The organism is Methylacidimicrobium sp. B4, assembly GCF_017310545.1.
Classification (GTDB): Bacteria; Verrucomicrobiota; Verrucomicrobiia; order Methylacidiphilales; family Methylacidiphilaceae; genus Methylacidimicrobium.
In genome coordinates, this window is sequence record NZ_CP066203.1 from 1,385,915 (window position 1) to 1,402,386 (window position 16,472).

A 16,472-nucleotide genomic window follows, 5' to 3' on the forward strand; every position below is an offset into this window, starting at 1 on the left:
GGGCCGCTCCAGAGGAGCGGGCGGCCTCATCCGACGCGATCTCCCTCCTTCCCGTTCTGCCGCTGCCAGCCGGGGAAGAGGGGGAGATCTTCGGCCTCCTCGCGGCGCCGGCGACGGCGAGCCTCTACCGCCTTGCTCCCCGGATCCTCCTCCTCGGCTTCGAGCCCCGATAGCACCTCCGCCGCTCGGGCGATCGTCCGCTCGGGCAAGCCCGCTAGCCGGGCCACCTGGAGCCCATAGCTCTTGTCGATGACCCCTTCGACGACCTTTCGCAAGTAGACCGCCTCCCCATCGATCTCTCGAACGGCCAGGGAGAGATTGCGTACCGCACTCCGGTTCCGGGCCAGCTCGGCCAGCTCGTGGTAGTGGGTGGCAAAGAGGGTGAGGCAGCGGTTTCGGTCGCAGAGCTCCTCGGCCACCGCCCAGGCGATGGAGAGGCCGTCGAAGGTGCTTGTCCCGCGGCCCACCTCGTCCAGGATCACCAGGCTCCTTTCGGTGGAGTGGCGGAGAAGATTGGCCGTCTCCTGCATTTCGACCAGGAAGGTGCTCTGGCCGCTCGCAAGGTCATCGCTGGCCCCGATCCTCGTGAAGATCCGGTCAAGGATTCCGATCTTTGCTCGCGCTGCGGGCACGAAGGAGCCGATATGCGCGAGCAGGCAGATGAGGGCGATCTGCCGCAAGTAGGTGCTCTTGCCGGCCATGTTCGGCCCAGTAAGGATGGCCAAGCGCGCATGGCGGCCATCGAGGTAGGTGTCGTTGGGAACGAAACGTTCGCCAACCAGAGCCTGCTCGACAACCGGATGGCGGCCACCGACGATTTCGACGATCGGTTCTTCCACCATCTCGGGACGAACATACCCCCTCTCCCGAGCGAGCTCGGCCAGAGCTGCGGCGACGTCGATCTCGTTGAGCGCCCGCGCAGCCCTCTGAAGAGCGGGGAGCCGCGCGCAAAGAAGTTGCTGCAGGGATCGGAAGAGCTCCCGCTCGAGCTCGCGCGCACGACCCTCCGCACCGAGGATCTTCTGTTCCATCTCCTGCAGCTCCGGCCGCGTGAATCGTTCCGCATTCGCCAAGGTCTGCCGCCGGACATAGTCCGAGGGAACATGAGAGAGCTGGCCGCGAGGCACTTCCAACAGGTAGCCGAAGACCGGATGGTAGCGGAGCTTGAGCGACCGGAGGCCCGTTCGCTCCCGCTCGCTCCGCTCAAAGGCCAGGAGCCACTCTTTCCCGCTCTCGGCCGCTTCGCGCAGGGCGTCCAAGGCAGGGTCGAAACCCGATTGAAAGATGCCTCCTTCCCGGCAGGAGAGAGGGAGGTCGGCCACAAGGGCCCGCTCGATCTCCGCTACCAGGTCCTCCTGCGGCTCGAGATCGCCCCGCCGGCTTGCCCACTCTCCGGAAAGAGCCAGAAGATCGCGGATCTTCGAGAGCGGCTTGAGAGAATCCTTGATCGCTCCAATCTCCCGGGGGCTCGCCGATCCCTGCGCAACCTTCGCAAGCAGCCGCTCCAAATCCCGGATGGTCCGAAGAAGCTCCCGAAGCTCCCGCCGGCTCCGATCTCGCTCCGCCCAAAACGCGATGCCATCCTGGCGGGCCTGAATCCTCGTCCGGTCGCCGAGAGGCTCGCAGACCCACTGGCGCAAGAGCCTTCCCCCTCCGGGCGTCAGTGTCCGATCGATGGCCTCCAGAAAGCTCTTTCCTTGGCCCAGGGCGGAGAGAAGCTCCAGGGTACGCTGCGCCACGGCGTCCAGGACGAGCAGGTCGGCCCGGCAGATCGGGGCGATGTCCCGCACGTGAGAGAGATCTTGCCGGAGCTCCTCCCGCAGGTAGTGAAAGAGCCCCCCCGCGGCCGATAGAGCCAGCGGGGCCGCAGCCAGCCCGAATCCCGCCAGGGATTTCGTTCCGAAATGAGAGAGCAAGAGCGTCGAAGCATGCTCCTCTGTGAAGGCCCACTTCTTGTGCCGGGTCAGCACGGGCTTGGCGCAGGCTCCGAGAAGGGCTTGGAGCCCCTTGTCCCGAGTCCGGCACGTCCGCGGATCGGCCGCCTCTTCCGGCAGGAGGATCTCGCTCGGCCGCAGGCGGCAGAGCAGGTCGGCCAGCTCCCCCTCTCCTCCCAGCTCCCCCGCGCGAAACTCGCCCGTTCCCAAGTCGATAGCCGCCGCGCCCATCTGATTTCGACCAGGAACCAGAGCCAGGCAGAAGTTATTCTCCTTCGAGCGGAGCGAGCTCGGGTCGAGCAGGCTGCCCGGGCTGATGACCCGGGTGATCTCTCGCCGAACCAGCCGTCCGGGCTTCGGGGCTTCCACCTGCTCGCAGACCGCTACCCGCCTCCCCGCCTCGACGAGCCGGGCGATGTAGCCGTCGGCCGAATCGACCGGCATTCCGCACATCGGCATCCCCTGCCTGTGGGTCAGAGCCAGCCCCAGAAGGCTCGCCCCCGCCTGGGCGTCTTCCCCGAAAAGCTCGTAGAAATCCCCCAGCCGGAAAAGGAGCAGGACATCTGCGGGCAGCTCGGCTTTCCTTTCACGGTACTGCGCCATCATCGGCGTCTCGGGCGAAGCCTTGACCTCTGGTTGGGATTGTGACGACTTCATTCTTCTCCTACAGTCGGTCCTGACCCGGCATGAGAAATTACCTCGAGCTGCTGAAAACCGTTCTCCGCGACGGCGCCTATCGCCCGGATCGCACGGGAACCGGCACCTATTCTCTTTTCGGCGCCCAGCTTCGATTCGACCTAACCACCCACTTCCCTCTCCTGACCACCAAGAGAATCCATTGGAAGTCGGTCGTCCATGAACTTCTCTGGTTCCTCCGCGGGGAAACCAACGTAGCGAGCCTGCGAGCGAACGGGGTCACGATCTGGGATGAATGGGCCGATGCCAAAGGGGATTTGGGTCGGATCTACGGGGCGCAATGGCGCGACTGGCGCGGCGCCGACGGAAGCGCGATCGATCAGATCCACGAGCTCCTGGAGCAGATCCGCGGCAATCCGTCCAGCCGGCGTCTCCTGGTCACCGCCTGGAATCCCGCCGAGCTCACCCAGATGGCGCTTGCCCCGTGTCATGTCCTCTTTCAATTCTATGTGCAGGAGGGCTTTCTCTCCTGCCAGCTTTATCAACGGAGCGCCGATCTTTTCCTCGGCGTGCCGTTCAACATCGCCTCCTATTCCCTGCTCACCATCCTGATTGCGCACGTCTGCGGCCTCCGACCCAAGGAGTTCGTCCATACCCTCGGCGACGTCCACCTCTATGCCAACCACTTGGAACAGGCTCGAATCCAGCTCACCCGCTCCCCGCGGCCCCTGCCTCGCGTGGAGATCGATCCCAAGATCTGCCGGCTCGAGGACATCCATTACGAAAACATTTCGCTGATCGGCTACGATCCCGCGCCCTCGATCCGCGCTCCGGTCGCCGTATAGCACAGGGCCTTCTCTTTTTCCGCCAAGGCCCAAAGCGAGGAGAAGCAGGGATCCTCCGCCTAGATGGTCTGCAGGAAACGGATGAGCTCCTCGCGGGTCGGGCTTGCCGCATGCCGGACATAGAAGCCAGCGCAGGCGATTCCCAGCTGCAGGCAGTAGTCGGCCTTCCAGCCGAGAAGCCGGCCGGCGGAAAATCCGGCATTGAAATGGTCTCCGGCTTGAGATACGATTTTCGGCCTTGCCGTATGGAGGCATTCCAACCCCTCCTCGCTTTCCCCGTCCGCGGCGACGGCAAACCTGGGACAGTGGATCACGACGGTAGAGATGCCGACCTTTTCCCGGATGGCCGCAGCCAAGGAGAGCGCACTCGCAAGATCGAGGTCGGTCCTGGGCAGATGGAGCACGCGGGCAACCGTTTCGCTTTCTTGATCGTTCAAGCTCAAGATTGCGTCGTGGCGTGCCTGGAACTCCTCAAGAATCTTGAGCGCCGACAGGAGGTCGGCATCGGTGGGGTGGCGAAGATCCCCGAGGTCGAAGAGGAGGAGCTTTCGCGGCGCACCGGACGCATGGCAAAGCTCGGAAAGCAGTCGTCTCCAGAGGAGAGAAAGATGGGTGAGCCGTGACCAGTTCAGGAACGCGCCAAGATCCGCCTTGGCCCAGAGATCGCGCAGCGCCGCCTCCCCGACACGCTCCTCCACGAGCTCCCAGGTGATCTCCTCCAAGGGGCGGTAGTCGCCAAAGGAGATGCGCTCGTCGCCGAATTCCAGGACCCGCTCATAGGCGGGGGGAGCCACGGGATGAACCGAGGCCCGCTTCTCGACCTCGGCAAACGCCCCATGGACGCATCCCTGCTTTCCGCAGGCACCGACGAAATGGACTTGAGCTCCCAAGGCGCCGAGGGCCGACGAGAGCCAGGGAGCACTCCCGCTCATGCGGGCACGGCCCTCGACCAGCTCGAAAGCCGGATCGGCTCCTCCTTGCTCCTCGCCACGGAGCCGCGCCAAGAACTGTCCGACCGAAGCAAGAACGGAGTATTGCGCCTGCGATCGGCGATGGTCGATCACTCGAAACGACTCCTCCACAAGCCCGTCAAAGCCCACCAGGCAAAGCCGCTTGAGGAGTTGCGCCCGAGCTCCCAAGAGCCGTTCCCGGGTCTGTCGGGCGATCTGCCGCTGGGACATGGCGATTCTGTTCTGCTATACGCCTTTACCGATTTCTTGACAATGCTGCGGCGGAAGGAAATGGCTCGGTCTTCGCCCTTGGGCTCGGAGAGTGCAAAATCGGCTCGACAGGCAGGGGCAATCTCACGGACAAATCTCGCAACAGGCATCCGATGAATCGTCTTCGGGGAGTCGCTGCCGGGCTGCTCGGGTTTCTGGGGATCGCCGCGGCGACCTACGGCGCCCATCGGCTCTCCGTCTCTCCCCTGCTGCCCCACGCCCAGGAAACCTGGAAAACGGCCGTCCTCTACCAGTTCGTCCACACGCTCGCCCTGCTCTCCCTGAGCCGATATCCGAAAGGCTTTGTCCTCGCCTCCCTCTGCTTCCTGATCGGCGTCCTCCTCTTTTCGGGGAGCCTCTACGCATGGGTCCTCACCGGAAACGGCGGATGGACCCGGGCAACCCCGTTTGGCGGCGGTCTCCTGGGCATCGGCTGGCTCGCTCTCTCCCTCGAGACGCTCTTTCGCAAGCCTGACTCGGCGGGTTAGCGACCTGGACGGGATTGCAAAAGCTTTGCGCTTTCCCATCGGCCTCCGCTAACTTGCCGGAGCGGGCCTATTATCCTATGAATCGATTTACAGAAAAAGCGCAGGCGGCGATCGCCGAGGCGCAAAATCTAGCCGTTCGCCACTCACACCAGTCGGTGGACGTCGAGCATCTCTGCGAAGCCCTCCTGGCGGAAGGGCAGGGGCTCGTTCCCCGCTTGCTCGAGGGCGCGGGAGTCGATGTCGGCGGGCTGCGGGAACGGCTCGGTCAGGAGCTGCTCCGGCTGCCCCGCGTGACCGGGGCCAACACCGGCGCCTATGTCACCCAGCGTCTTCGCGAGGCCTTGGTCAAAGCGCAAGAGGAGGCGAAGCGGTTAAAGGACGAATTTGTCAGCGTCGAGCACCTGATGCTCGCTCTCCTGGACGAACCCTCTTCGACGGTCACGGGCCGTCTTCTGCGCGAAGCCGGGATCAACCGGGAGACCTTTCTCCAGGCGTTGACAGAGGTGCGGGGTCACCAGCGGGTGACCAGCCCCAACCCCGAGGAGACCTACGAGGCTCTCAAAAAGTATGGGCGGGACCTGACCGAGCTCGCGCAAAAGGGAAAGCTCGATCCGGTGATCGGGAGGGATGCCGAGGTCCGGCGTACGATCCAGGTCCTTTCCCGGCGGACGAAAAACAACCCCGTCCTGATCGGAGAGCCGGGGGTCGGCAAGACCGCCATCGTCGAAGGGTTGGCGCAGCGCATCGTGGCGAGCGACGTTCCGGACAGCTTGAAGAGCAAACGGATCGTGCAGCTCGACATGGGGGCGCTGATCGCGGGAGCCAAGTACCGGGGCGAGTTCGAGGAGAGGCTCAAGGCGGTCCTCAAGGAAGTGACGGCGTCCGAAGGACAGATCATCCTCTTCATCGACGAGATCCATACGATGGTGGGCGCCGGGAAGGCGGAAGGGGCGATCGACGCGGGCAACATGCTCAAGCCCCTCCTGGCGCGGGGCGAGCTCCACTGCATCGGAGCCACGACCCTCGACGAGTACCGGAAGCATGTGGAAAAGGACGCCGCTCTCGAGCGCCGCTTCCAGCCCGTCCTCGTCTCCGAGCCGTCGATGGAGGATACGATTTCGATTCTCCGCGGGCTGCGCCAGCGGTACGAGCTCCACCATGGGGTGAGGATTCAGGACAGCGCCCTGGTGGCGGCGGCGATGCTCTCCCACCGGTACATCACCGATCGCTTTCTTCCCGACAAGGCGATCGATCTGATGGATGAGGCGGCAGCCAAGCTGAAGGCCGAGATGGAAAGCATGCCGGAGGAGCTCGAAGGACTCGAGCGGCGCGTGCTCCAGCTGGAGATCGAAAAGGAAGCTCTCCGGAAGGAGCGCGATGAGGCCTCTCGAAAACGGCTCGAGATCCTCGACGGAGAGCTCGCCAACCTGCGAAGCGAGAGGGATCGGATCCGTGCCCAATGGCAAGAAGAGAAGGGATCGATCGGCGGGCTACAGAAGGTGCGCGAAGAGCTCCAGGCCGCCGAGCACGAGATGGAGATCGCCCAGCGCGCGTACGATCTCAACCGCGTGGCCGAAATCCAGTACGGAAAAATTCCCGAGCTCAAACGGCGCCTCCAGGAACAAGAGGAAAAGCTCGCCAAGGGACAGGCGGGCGGAGGGCTGCTTCGCGAGGAAGTGACCCCTGAGGAAATTGCGGAGGTCGTCGCGCGATGGACCGGGGTTCCTGTTTCCAAGCTCCTGGAAGGCGAAAAGGAGAAGCTGCTCCGGCTCGATTCGATTCTCCACGAGCGGGTGATCGGTCAAGACGAGGCGGTCGCCGCCGTCGCCGACGCCGTGATTCGTGCTCGCTCCGGTCTCAAGGACCCCAAGCGGCCGATCGGCTCCTTCTTCTTCCTGGGACCCACGGGCGTCGGAAAGACCGAGCTCGCCCGAGCTCTGGCGGAAGCGCTCTTCGACAGCGAGGAGAACATGATCCGCCTCGACATGAGCGAGTACATGGAAAAGCACCAGGTCGCCCGCCTTATTGGGGCCCCACCGGGCTATGTCGGATTCGAAGAGGGAGGGCAGCTGACCGAGGCAGCCAGGCGCAAGCCCTACAGCGTCATCCTGGTCGACGAGGTGGAGAAGGCCCATGCCGATGTCTTCAACGTCTTCCTCCAGATTCTCGATGACGGCCGGCTCACCGACAGCCAGGGCCGCACGGTCGACTTTCGCAACACGATCATCATCATGACCTCCAACATTGGGAGCGTCTACCTGACCGAAGGCATCGGTCCCTCGGGAGAGATCCCGGAATCGGTACGGGACCGTGTGATGGAGGAGCTCCGAGCCCATTTCCGTCCGGAGTTTCTGAACCGTCTGGATGAGATCGTGCTCTTCAAGCCCTTGCAGATGCCCCAGCTCCAGAAGATCGTCGATTTGCAGCTCGAGGAGTTGCGCAAGCGACTGGCGGAACGATCGATCACCGTGGAGCTGACCGCCGCTGCCAAGGAGCATCTCGCCCGTATCGGCTATAGCCCGGTTTACGGCGCACGCCCACTCAAGCGCGTCATCCAGAAGGAGATCGAGACCCCGCTCTCCCGCAAGATCGTCTCGGGAGAGATCCTGGAGAAGAGTGCGCTCGCCATCGATTATGCCGGTGGACAGCTCATCTTCCGGGCAGAGCCGGAGGCTGCCGGATGAAACGGTTTCCCCGGTTGCTTGCGCGGCCGAGCGGATCGAGCGAAGTGGAGCAAGGCCTGGCCTCCCTCTCCTTCCTGCTCGAGGAGACCGCCGCGCACTACGTGGCACGCCTGCAGCGAGAAATCCGTCAGCTCATCCTGATCGCCCGCGACCTGGAGCGCTCCGAGGGCCCGCCGGGGAAGCGAGGGCAGAGGCTCTTGGCCAAGGTCGCCGCCAAGCTCGAGTCCTTGCCGATCGCCTCGGAAAAGGGCCGCAGGAAGGACTTGCGAAAGATCGACCAATTGATCGGCGAGCTCGAGGAGCTGCTCGAAGAAGCCTCTCAGGAAGGAGGAGCCAGATCGTCGTGACGATCGAGCCACTCCTCCCCGCTTGCGAAGGAGGCTGGCAAGAGCTTCCTCGGACGCCTCTTCCCCTGCAGACGGCATCGGCTTCGCCCCGTTGCGCGGTCTTCGACATCGGGAGCAATTCGGTCAAGTTCCTCGTCGCCGAATGGGAAGGAGGCGATCTTCGGGCCCTCGATCATTGCAGCTTTACGACCCGGCTGGTCGAAGGAGTCCTCACCACGGGCGAGCTCGCGCAAGACGCCGTGGAACGGACCGAGGCAGCGCTCCGAACGCTCCGAGCGGCTGCCGACCGGTGGCGGGCCGAGCGCCGCATCGCGGCAGCGACCAGCGCTGTTCGCGACAGCCGAAACCGAAAGAGCTTTCTGAGAAGGGTCGGCCAGATCCTCGACTGCCCGGTTCTTTTGCTTTCCGGCGAGGAAGAAGCAGAGATCACCTTTCAGGGCGTTGCGGCCGACCGTGCCTTCCACCACCAAGAGCTTCTGGTCACGGATGTCGGGGGTGGGAGCTCGCAATGGACGCAAGGCCGGGACGCGACCATCGGTGCCCGGTTGAGCCTTCCTCTGGGGTGCATTCGCGTCCGCGACCGATTCGTTTCCGGATTTCCGATTGGCGGGAAGATCCTGGCTTCGATGCTCCTCACCCTGGAGAGGCAGATCCGGGAAGCGCTCCGCGACTTTTCCGCTCGCAATCGCACCCTGATCGCCGTCGGGGGAACCGCAACCGCCCTCGCCGCACTGGTGCAGGAGCTCCCGCGATTCGACGCGGAGAAGATCCATGGGTTCTCCCTCCCCGCCGACAGCCTGGAGTGCATCCTGGAAGACCTCGCGCGGCTTGACCTTTCGCGATTGCAAGGTCTCCCCGGGGTTCCCGCCAGGCGGGCGGACATCTTCATCCCGGGAGTCGCCGTTCTCTTTTCCACGCTCGCAGCCTTGAGCACGGATCGCTTGACCGTCAGCGTACGCGGTCTTCGCCATGGCCTGGTCGAGCGACTTCGGAACGCCTGACCGCCAACCAAGAGGTTCATCCCGATGCACAAGGTCATTTTCCACCCTCAGGACGCCCCGGAATCCTTCCTTTCCCCGGCTTACGCGCGGAGAGCCATGAGCCAGCCCGCGCCAAGCCATCGCCTGCCGGAAGGAGAGATGCCCCCTGAGGTTGCCTATCAGCTGATCCACGACGAGCTCTTGCTGGACGGGCAGGAGCGGCTCAACCTCGCCACCTTTGTCACGACCTGGATGGAGAAGGAAGCCCGCGATCTCATGATGGAGAGCTTCCCCAAGAACCTGGTCGACAAGGACGAATACCCCCAGACCGCGGAAATCGAGCAGCGCTGCGTCAGCATCCTCGCCCATCTCTTCCACGCCCCCGCTTCCGAGGAGCCGATGGGGACCTCGACCATCGGCTCCTCGGAAGCGGCGATGCTGGCTGGCTTGGCGCTCAAATGGCGCTGGCGGCAGCGGCGGCGGGCGGCCGGATTGCCGACCGATCGACCGAATCTCGTGATGGGTGCGAACGTCCAGGTTGTCTGGGAAAAGTTCTGTCGCTACTTCGAGGTCGAGCCGCGGTTGATCCCCATGACCCCCGGCTGTTACGTCACGACTCCGGCCGGGATCTCCACGTACATCGACGAAAGCTCGATCGGCGTGATCGGCATTCTGGGCACGACCATGAGCGGAGAGTACGAGCCCATTGAGGAGATCCACGATGCCCTGGTCGCCTTAGCGAGAACCCATGGGTGGGAAGTACCTCTTCACATCGACGCGGCCAGTGGAGGGTTCGTCGCTCCCTTTCTCGATCCGCACCTCCGCTGGGACTTCCGTCTCCCCCTCGTCCAGTCGATCAACGTATCGGGGCACAAATACGGCTTCGTCTACCCCGGCGTCGGATGGGTGCTCTGGCGCTCCCAGGAAGCGGTGCCCGAAGAGTTGATCTTTCGCGTCAACTATCTCGGAGGAGAGATGCCAACCTTCGGCCTCAACTTCTCGCGGCCCGGCGCTCCGGTCATCGGCCAGTATTACAACTTTCTGCGCCTCGGCCGCGCCGGATATACCCGAATCTTAAAGGCGATGCGCGAAACGGCCCTCTTCCTTTCCGATCGAATCGCCAGGATGGGCCCCTTCGAGCTGGTCAGTGATGGCTCACAGTTGCCGGCCTTCGCCTTCCAGCTCAAAGAACCAGAGCCAATGTCTGCGTTTGTCCTCTCGGAGCGCCTCCACGAGCGGGGCTGGCAAGTGCCGGCGTATACGATGCCCCCCGATGCCCAGATGGTTTCCGTTCTCCGCATCGTTGTCCGTGAAGGATTTTCCCGAGATATGGCGGACCATTTCCTCAGAGATCTCCACTGGGCCAGCCAAACCGGCGAGGGCAAGCCCGCCACGCATCCGGGAAGGCGAAAGCGGGCGAACCGCTTTTACCACTAGGCTTTAGTCACTCGGCGGTGGGATGCGATCGGGCCGCGTCGGCTCTTCGCACCGCGCTCGCGCGGAGAGCGGGTGAAGGGAATCGAACCCTCGCATGCAGCTTGGAAGGCTGCCGTTCTACCATTGAACTACACCCGCAGCATCTCCCGCCTGGGCCCTGTAGGATTTGAACCTACGACCTTCTGATCCGTAGTCAGACGCTCTAATCCGCTGAGCTAAGGGCCCTGCGGCCGATGCTCCATCATGCACCGGGCAGCGAGCTTGGCAACCCGATTTTCTCGTTTCCGCTCTGTCCCGGAAAGGGAACGCTCCCCGAGAGGCTCTGCGGCTGACCTGCGGCGGCCGATTCCTTCCGTCTTTCCAGGACGCCCATCCGGGAGAAAAGACTCCGGTAAGACCCCCAGGGCAGACGTCCGCGGTAGATGGCATAGCGGCCGAGGATTTCGCGGACGTACTCCTTCGTCCTCGGAAAATCGATCCGCGCGAGGAAGGCACGGCTGCTTTTCGGGCGAGCCGGATCGACCCAACGAATGGCGTTCCGGCGACCGGCATTGTATTCAGCAAGGGCGAATACGTAGGGATTGTCGGTCTCCTGCCAGTGGCGAAGCGCTCGTGCCAGGTACCAGCTGCCGGCCAGGATGCCGATCTGGGGGTCGGTGAGCTGCTCCGGCCGGAAATCGGCTCGCTTCTCGCTGCGGGCCCAATCGAGCGCGGTCGTCGGACGGACCTGCATGAGACCCACCTCCCCAACACGCCCTATCTTGTTGGGACGAAAATGGGTCTCCTCCCAGATTACCGAGCGGATCAGCAGGGGATCGACCCCGTAGCGCATGCTCGCCTCCCGAATCTCCGCGTCATAGCGGCTATCCGTCCGCTCGATGGAGCTTCGCCAAACCCAATAGCCGAGCAGCAACAGAAAAATGAGGGCGGCGGCCCCTAAGAACGCCCGGCGCACTCCGGCATTTTCCGCCGGCCGCCTTGCCAAGCAAGCCAATTACGGGAAGCGTCGGACTCGACAAAAGCTTGCCGCCGCTTTGCCTGCGGGCGGAGAATAGCTTCGCAGCCATGAAACCATCCGAGCGTTCCAGCAAGAAACAGAGTCGACCGAGCCAGAAGCGAGGAAAGTGGACCGCCGCTCCGGAAAAGGAAGAGGCGGCCCTTCCGACCAAAGCCGAGTTGCAAGCGGTGGCCGACGAGGCGCTTCCAGCCGTGAAGAAGAAGCCCGCTCGCAGTCGGAAGATCTCTCTCCGCGCGGCCACCCCTCGTCAGGAGCAGCCTCCCCTTCCGCCTGCGGCCATTCGGGGCAAGATCGCCTTCGTCGCGGCGGAATGCGCGCCCTTGGCCAAGGTCGGGGGGGTGGGCGATGCGGTGGAAGGGCTGGCGCTGGCGCTGGCCCGACGGGGCCACGACGTTCGCGTCATCCTTCCCTTCTACGCCGGAATCGATCGCGGAAAGGCGGCCGCCTCGCTCTTGGGCTCGTGTTGCGTCCACATGGGAGCCGGCCAAGAGCATTGGATCGCCGTCTGGGAAGCCTTTCTCGGTGCGGAACGGGTGCCGGTCTGGCTCGTCGACTATCAGAGCTATTTCGGACGGGCCGGGGTCTACGACGAGCCAAGCGGGGAGTACGCGGACAATGCGTTCCGTTTCGCCCTCTTGGCGAAGGCGTCCTTGGAAATCTGCAAGTCTTTGGCCTGGATTCCCGACGTCTTTCATGTCCACGACTGGCCGGCAGCGCTCGTCCCGGTCTTCTTGAAAGCCTGGCCGCATCTTCTCTCTCCGTTCCGGACGAGTGCCAGTGTGCTGACCCTCCATAACGTCGGTCATCAAGGGAAGTACGCATCGGTGGTCTTGCCTTATCTCGGATTGGAGTGGGAGCGATTCCGACCGGATTTCATCGAGGACCACAGCCAGGTCAACCTCCTCAAGGCGGGGGTGCACGACGCCGACCTTCTGACCACTGTTTCTCCCGCCTACGCCGAAGAGATCCTGGAGCCGGTCGGCGGCTGCGGGCTCGCCCCGTTTTTCTCCGAACGGAAGGCCCTCCTGCGCGGGATCTTGAACGGCGTCGACGAGTCGCGATGGGACCCCACCTCTGACCCTCTCCTTCCGGCCCACTTTTCGGCACAAGACTTGACGGGAAAGGAGCGCTGCAAGGAAGATCTCCAGCGTCATTTTGGCCTGCCAGCCAGATCTGACCTGCCGCTCTTCGCCATGGTCAGCCGCCTCCACCTGCAAAAGGGAATCCACCTCGTCCGGGAAGCCCTGCCCTCCCTTCTCCGTGAGGAACCGATCCAGTGCATCTTCCTGGGATCGGGAGAACGGGAGTTCGAGGAGTTTCTCCGCTGGCTCGCCCGCGAGTTTCCCGACCAGGTGGCCGCATCGATTGGTTTCTCAGAAGAGCTCAGCCACCGGATCTTCGCGGGAAGCGACTTCTTCCTGATGCCCTCCCTCTACGAGCCTTGCGGCCTGAGCCAGCTCTATGCGATGCGCTACGGCTCGATTCCCATTGCACGGGCTACGGGGGGAATCAAGAATACAGTGATTGACACCGAGGACCCGCGAGGAGAGGGAACCGGGTTCCTGTTCTTCGACCCGACAGGAGAAGGGCTCGGAGCCGCCTGCCGGCGCGCGCTCCAGCTCTGGAAAGACTCGCCATCGACCCTCGCGGGGCTGCGCGCCGCGGGGATGAGGAGGCTCTTTTCCTGGTCCGAGACCGCACGGCAGTATGAAGAGATCTACGCAGAAGCGCGGCGCAGTCGCCTGACGGCCGCAGATTCCTTGGCTCACGGCGGGATTCGCTTGGCTCGACCCCATTCTGGCGCGTGATGCGCCCATAGCAACGGGTCCCTTGATTCGACGGCTTGTTTGCTTTCTTGTTGTGTCCTAAACCAAGGCTCTACGAAAGGAGACTCCAGCATGCTGACAGTAGGCGATCATTTTCCCAAGTTTACCCTGAAAGCCGTCCAGGGAGGGCCGGAAGGCCTGGAGCTCGATACGGCGTTCCTGGACATTTCCGACGAAACGCATAGCGGCAAGTGGAAGATCCTCTTTTTCTGGCCGAAGGACTTCACCTTCGTCTGCCCAACCGAGCTCGTCGGATTCGGCAAGCTGATGAAGGAGTTCGCGGATCGCCATGCCGTGCTCTACGGCGTCTCGACCGATAGCGAGTTCGTCCATCTCAATTGGCGGCTCCACCATCCGAGCCTCAAAGGGCTTCCCTTTCCGATGCTTGCCGACATCAAGCGTGAGCTTTCGAGCGCGCTCGGCATTCTGGACCGGGCCGAAGGAGTTGCGCTCCGGGCGACCTTCGTCGTCGATCCGCACAACGTCATTCGGTTCGTGTCGGTCAACGATCTCTCGGTCGGCCGCAATCCCGCGGAAGTACTGCGGGTGCTCGACGCGCTGCAATCGGGCGAGCTCTGTCCCTGCGACTGGCAGAAGGGCGAGGAATTCGTTCGGCCGGACGCGGTCTCAAGCGGTCCCCGGTAATCGCGGGCGACCATCGGGCTACAGGAACTCGACCGGATCCACGTCTACGACGAGATCGACGTCCGTGCGGCGCCCTCGCTCCTCCGTCCACCGCTTGAGCAGGCGGGTGGCCGCGGCGATCCGAGCCGTCTTGAGGAGCAGTTGATAGCGGAACGCACCCTGAAGCCGCGCGATCGGAGCGGGCAGGATCTCCCCGGCCTCCGCCACGCCCGCGAGCCTCCGGCGAATCTCCTCGGCCTCGACTTCCGCCGCCTGCCGGCAGAGACCCTCGTTCGGACTCTTCCAGACGAGAAGGACTAGCCGGACCGCGGGAGGATAGCCGAGCGACGTTCGAAACTCCAGGTCCTGCTCGGCAAAGCCGCGATAGTCGTGATGGCGGGCGAACTGAATCGCCGGGTGAACCGGACAGCGTGTCTGGATCAAGACTACTCCCCGCTCTTCCCCGCGCCCGGAACGGCCCGCGACTTGGAGAAGCTGCTGGAAGGCCCTTTCCGCCGAGCGGAAATCGGGCATGTGGAGCAGCCCGTCGATCTGGACGACCCCGACCAGGGTGACACCAGGAAAGTGGAGCCCCTTGGCGACCATCTGCGTGCCGACCAGGAGATCAAAGCCGCGCTCAGCGAAAGCCCGCAACGCTTCCGCGAGCGAGCCTTTCCTGGCCATCGAGTCCGAATCCATGCGCAAGATTCGAGCCGTGGGGAAGGCTTCCTCCACCGCCTCGACCACCCGTTCGGTTCCGAGCCCGAGTCGATCGAAGCCCGCGCCACCACAAACCGAGCATGCCTGGGGATAGGGCTCGAAATGGCCGCAGAAGTGACAGCGGAGGGTCTCTCCCGCGCGATGGTAGGTCAAGGCGACGCTGCAGTGCGGACACTCTCTTACGGCACCGCACCCGGCGCATTGGAGGACTCGCGCATATCCCCGCCGATTCACATAGAGAATGGACTGCTCCCGCCGGGCGAGCCGCTTGCCCAGCTCCTCCCGGAGCTCGCGCGAAAGCCAGGGGCTTTCGCTCGCCGCGCCGGCCGGAGCCGCCTTCCGCCGCCTCCCCCTCCCGCGGAGATCGACGATGCGGACCCAGGGGAGAGAGCGATCCTCGACGCGGCGGCTCAGCTCAAGGAGACGATATTTTCCGGCGAGCGCGTTGGCGTAGGACTCGAGGGATGGGCAGGCGGAGCCCAAGAGCACGGGAATCCCTTCCCGGCGGGCGCGCATCACCGCGACATCCCGCGCATGGTACCGCGGAGTCTCCCCTTGCTTGTAGGCCGGCTCGTGCTCCTCGTCGACGACGATGAGCCCGAGGTCCCGCAGCGGGCAGAAGATGGCGGACCGTGCGCCCACGACGATGCGGGAACGACCCGAGCAGACATCCCGCCACTGGTCATGTCGCTCTCCGGCCGAAAGCCGGCTATGCCAGAGCGCCACCCTTCCGGGGAGATCGCCGAAACGGCGCTGCACCTGCTCCACCAGCTGCGGGGTCAGGGCGATCTCCGGGACCAGGATTAGGGCGGAGCGATCATGGGCGAGTGCTTCGGCCGCGCATCGGAGATAGACCTCCGTTTTCCCGCTGCCGGTCACTCCGAAGAGGAGATAGGGTGCAAACCCGCTCTCCCGGATGGCCGTGCGAACCTCTTCGAAGGCTGCGGCCTGTTCCTCGGTCAAGACCGGAAGCACCGCCCTCTCGGGAAGAAGGTCCCTTAACGGATGCCTCGGTCTCTCCGCTTTCTGCAAATCGACGAGTTTCCGCTTCGCGAGTCTCTTCCAGACCTGCGGCCCGATTCCGGTGCCGGTGCAAAGCTCGGAGAGCCAAGTCGGCCCGAGCGCGTGCAGCCGCATCCACGCCTGCTTCTCGCGAGGGGAGCAGCCCAGTCGGTCGAGCTCCTCCTCCTGCTGCGGAAGACAGCTCACCCGCAGCTGCTCCCGCGCTTGCGCCCGCCTCACCGGCGCGGGCAGAAGGCAACCGAGCGTGGCGGCCAAGGGGGCGCAGTAGTAGCCTGCGACCCATTCGGCAAGTCCCAGGAGCGTCGCGGGAAGAGGAAAGGGTTCGGAGGGAATCCCGGCAAGCTCGCGCAAGCCCTCGACGGCGGGCTTCTCCGGGAAACCGATCACCCAGCCGGTGGCCTGCCCTCCCCGCAACGGCACCCGGACGTGGGAGCCGATCCCGATCTGATCTGCGAGCCGTTCGGGAACGCCATAGTCGAGCAGGCAATCCCGCTTTCTCTCCAGGAGCACCCGGGCGATGGCTCCTCGCCGTTCCGACCGGAACCCCTGACCCTCGAAAAGCTCGCTTGCCATGGCCTGGGAGCGGGTATCGTACCCCGCGGGCAACCCCGCACCAATCTTCTTATCCGCCCGCTCGAGCGCAAAACCGGGAGATGACAGACGGGAGCATAGGCTCCACATTGGACCAGC

At 64.1% G+C, this 16,472-nt stretch carries 12 protein-coding genes and 2 tRNA genes; 8 read left to right on the forward strand and 6 right to left on the reverse strand.

What is annotated here, in order from left to right:
• Window positions 1-26: 26 nt before the first annotated feature.
• Window positions 27-2,591, reverse strand: coding sequence for a DNA mismatch repair protein MutS (mutS, locus tag MacB4_RS06660; RefSeq protein WP_206863117.1), 2,565 nt, complete (start codon window positions 2,589-2,591; stop codon window positions 27-29).
• A 29-nt stretch (window positions 2,592-2,620) separates the two neighbouring features.
• Here mutS and MacB4_RS06665 point away from each other — a divergent pair, with 29 nt between their 5' ends.
• Complete coding sequence (locus MacB4_RS06665) at window positions 2,621-3,415, forward strand: thymidylate synthase (protein WP_206863118.1); 795 nt, start codon at window positions 2,621-2,623, stop codon at window positions 3,413-3,415.
• A gap of 59 nt (window positions 3,416-3,474) precedes the next feature.
• Here the strand turns inward: MacB4_RS06665 and MacB4_RS06670 are convergent, their stop codons facing one another.
• The gene (locus MacB4_RS06670) at window positions 3,475-4,596 is read right to left on the reverse strand and encodes a carbohydrate kinase family protein (protein ID WP_206863119.1); all 1,122 of its coding nucleotides are present in this window, start codon (window positions 4,594-4,596) and stop codon (window positions 3,475-3,477) included.
• A 152-nt stretch (window positions 4,597-4,748) separates the two neighbouring features.
• On the opposite strand from MacB4_RS06670, the gene MacB4_RS06675 reads away from it, so the two are divergent.
• From MacB4_RS06675 to MacB4_RS06695, 5 genes are all read left to right on the forward strand, one after another.
• Window positions 4,749-5,123 carry a DUF423 domain-containing protein gene (locus MacB4_RS06675; protein WP_206863120.1) on the forward strand — a complete coding sequence of 125 codons (375 nt, stop codon included), beginning with the start codon at window positions 4,749-4,751 and terminating at the stop codon, window positions 5,121-5,123.
• 77 nt (window positions 5,124-5,200) lie between these two features.
• Window positions 5,201-7,807 (forward strand): ATP-dependent chaperone ClpB, encoded by a 2,607-nt coding sequence (gene clpB, locus MacB4_RS06680; protein ID WP_206863121.1) that lies wholly within the window; start codon window positions 5,201-5,203, stop codon window positions 7,805-7,807.
• Window positions 7,804-8,154 carry a hypothetical protein gene (locus MacB4_RS06685; protein WP_206863122.1) on the forward strand — a complete coding sequence of 117 codons (351 nt, stop codon included), beginning with the start codon at window positions 7,804-7,806 and terminating at the stop codon, window positions 8,152-8,154. Before clpB ends, MacB4_RS06685 begins: the two co-directional genes overlap by 4 nt.
• The gene (locus MacB4_RS06690) at window positions 8,151-9,155 is read left to right on the forward strand and encodes an exopolyphosphatase (RefSeq protein WP_206863123.1); all 1,005 of its coding nucleotides are present in this window, start codon (window positions 8,151-8,153) and stop codon (window positions 9,153-9,155) included. Before MacB4_RS06685 ends, MacB4_RS06690 begins: the two co-directional genes overlap by 4 nt.
• Before the next feature lie 24 nt (window positions 9,156-9,179).
• Complete coding sequence (locus MacB4_RS06695; protein WP_206863124.1) at window positions 9,180-10,571, forward strand: glutamate decarboxylase; 1,392 nt, start codon at window positions 9,180-9,182, stop codon at window positions 10,569-10,571.
• 67 nt (window positions 10,572-10,638) lie between these two features.
• On the opposite strand, the gene MacB4_RS06700 is transcribed toward MacB4_RS06695, so the two are convergent.
• The 3 genes from MacB4_RS06700 to MacB4_RS06710 form a co-directional block, all read right to left on the reverse strand.
• Window positions 10,639-10,709, reverse strand: a tRNA-Gly gene (locus MacB4_RS06700).
• A 13-nt stretch (window positions 10,710-10,722) separates the two neighbouring features.
• Window positions 10,723-10,796: transfer RNA gene (locus MacB4_RS06705), tRNA-Arg, on the reverse strand.
• Between the two features lie 16 nt (window positions 10,797-10,812).
• Window positions 10,813-11,526: a lytic transglycosylase domain-containing protein gene (locus MacB4_RS06710; RefSeq protein ID WP_206863125.1), complete on the reverse strand. Its 714-nt coding sequence runs from the start codon at window positions 11,524-11,526 to the stop codon at window positions 10,813-10,815.
• Between the two features lie 110 nt (window positions 11,527-11,636).
• On the opposite strand from MacB4_RS06710, the gene MacB4_RS06715 reads away from it, so the two are divergent.
• Window positions 11,637-13,397, forward strand: coding sequence for a glycogen synthase (locus MacB4_RS06715; protein ID WP_206863126.1), 1,761 nt, complete (start codon window positions 11,637-11,639; stop codon window positions 13,395-13,397).
• Between the two features lie 90 nt (window positions 13,398-13,487).
• A complete protein-coding gene (locus tag MacB4_RS06720; RefSeq protein WP_206863127.1) occupies window positions 13,488-14,060 on the forward strand; it encodes a peroxiredoxin in 573 nt (190 codons plus the stop codon).
• An 18-nt stretch (window positions 14,061-14,078) separates the two neighbouring features.
• Here the strand turns inward: MacB4_RS06720 and priA are convergent, their stop codons facing one another.
• Complete coding sequence (gene priA / locus MacB4_RS06725) at window positions 14,079-16,463, reverse strand: primosomal protein N' (RefSeq protein ID WP_206863128.1); 2,385 nt, start codon at window positions 16,461-16,463, stop codon at window positions 14,079-14,081.
• Window positions 16,464-16,472 lie beyond the last annotated feature (9 nt).